This window comes from Myxococcus sp. CA051A, assembly GCF_013336705.1.
GTDB lineage: Bacteria > Myxococcota > Myxococcia > Myxococcales > Myxococcaceae > Myxococcus > Myxococcus llanfairpwllgwyngyllgogerychwyrndrobwllllantysiliogogogochensis.
Window position 1 is genome coordinate 1 of the sequence record NZ_JABUMS010000057.1, and the last position, 1711, is coordinate 1711.

Sequence of the window (1711 nt, forward strand, 5' to 3'; positions counted from 1 at the left end):
ATGTCCACGGCGCCGCCGAAGGTCCACGCCAACTGCGTGACGTAGACGCCGGAGCCCGGGGCCGTGAGGGTGTGGAAGAGCATGCCCTGCTGCATGGGCGACAGCGGATAGAGGTCGTCCGCCAGCGCCCCCGCGGGCAGCACCCGGTCGAGCACCGACTGGGACAGCCTCGCCAGCGGGAAGTCGGTGGGCGTGAAGCGGCGGGCGTCGTCGGAGTCTCGGTCGTCGATGAGCCGCCGCAGCGTGTGCAGGCAATGGTCGGCCAGGGACTGGATGGTCTCTGGCCGGTGCGCCGCCTGGCTGTACGTCCACACCAGGGTCAGTCGGCCCTCGAAGACGTAGCCGTTGATCTCCAGCAGGTGGGAGAGCGCGGCATTGGGAGCGCGCAGGGCACCCAGGGGTTCCCGCGTGGCGGTGAACGGATTCAGCGCCGAGTCGCCACCGGCGGACTGATGGAACTGGCCCAGGTAGTTGAAGAGCACCTGGGCACGAGGCAGTGCGCGGAGGTGCTGGGATTGCTCGTCGTCCGCCAGGTGGCGCAGCAGGCCGTATCCGAGGCCCTTTCGGGGAAGGCGCCGCAGCGAGTCCCGCACCGCGCGCAACCGGTCGCCCAGGCTCGTCGTCCCCGAGACGTCCAGCGTCACGGGATACAGCGTGGTGAGCCAGCCCACCGTGCGAGACAGGTCCACGTCCTCGGAGAACGGCTCGCGGCCATGGCCCTCCAGCTCCACACGCAGGCGAGGCTGGCCCATCCAGTGCGTGAGGCTGTCCGTCACGGCCGTCAGCAGCACATCGTTGATGTGCGCCCGCCACGCAGCCGGTGTCTCCTGCAACAAGAGCCGCGTCTGGGCTTCGTCGAGGGAGACCTCCACCGTGCGCGAGGAGGCCACGGAAGTGGCACCGCCAGCGCCATCCCTGGGGAGAGTAGGAGCCTCGAGTCGCCCCTCTTCCAGCCAGTACGTCCGCTCACGCGCGACCTCCTCGGAGCGAGCGAAGTCACTCAGCTTCGAGGCCCAGGTCTTGAAGGACGTGGACCTGGGCGGCAGCGCCACCGGACGGCCCTGTCTCGACTGCACATACCCCGCGCCGAGGTCCTCCAGCAGCGTGCGCCAGGAGACGCCATCCACGCCCAGGTGGTGCACCGACAGCAGGAGTCGTGAGCCTCGCTCGGCTCCGAGGTGGAAGAGGGCGGCGCGCAGGAGCAGCCCCTCCTCCAGCCTGTGGCTGGCGTGGAGGCGGGAGGCTTCGGACTCCAGGGCCGTGGGCAGCTCCGCCTCGGGCACGGAAGAGAGGTCCACCTGCTCCAGGCGGACAAGGGACTCCAGTCCGGTGAACTCCTGGTGCCAGGTGCCGTCTTGGCGGCGCGTGAAGCGCAGCCGCAGCGTGTCGTGGTGGGCGACGACCGCGCGCAGCGCCGCTTCCAGGCACGGGACGTCCACCGGCTCGCTCGACGCGAGCATGAAGGCCTGGGCGAAGTGGTGCGGTTCGAGGAGCTCCTTCTCGAAGAAGTCGAGCTGGATGGGCGTCAGGAGGGAGGTGCCGAGCACCATGCCCGAATCGACCTGCGGCCCACCTTGCTGCTTCGCCACGCGCGCCAGCGCTTCCAGTGTCTGGTGTTGGAAGAGCTGGTTTGCGGCCAGATGCAGGCCGGCCTGACGCGCGCGTGAGACCACCTGGATGGCGAGGATGGAGTCGCCGCCCAGCTCGAAGA

At 69.6% G+C, this 1711-nt stretch carries 1 protein-coding gene; it reads right to left on the bottom strand.

Translation table 11 applies throughout. From position 1 onward, the window contains the following. On the bottom strand, positions 1-1711 hold a 1711-nt coding region (locus HUA74_RS47010; protein ID WP_254625566.1), incomplete at both ends, for a condensation domain-containing protein.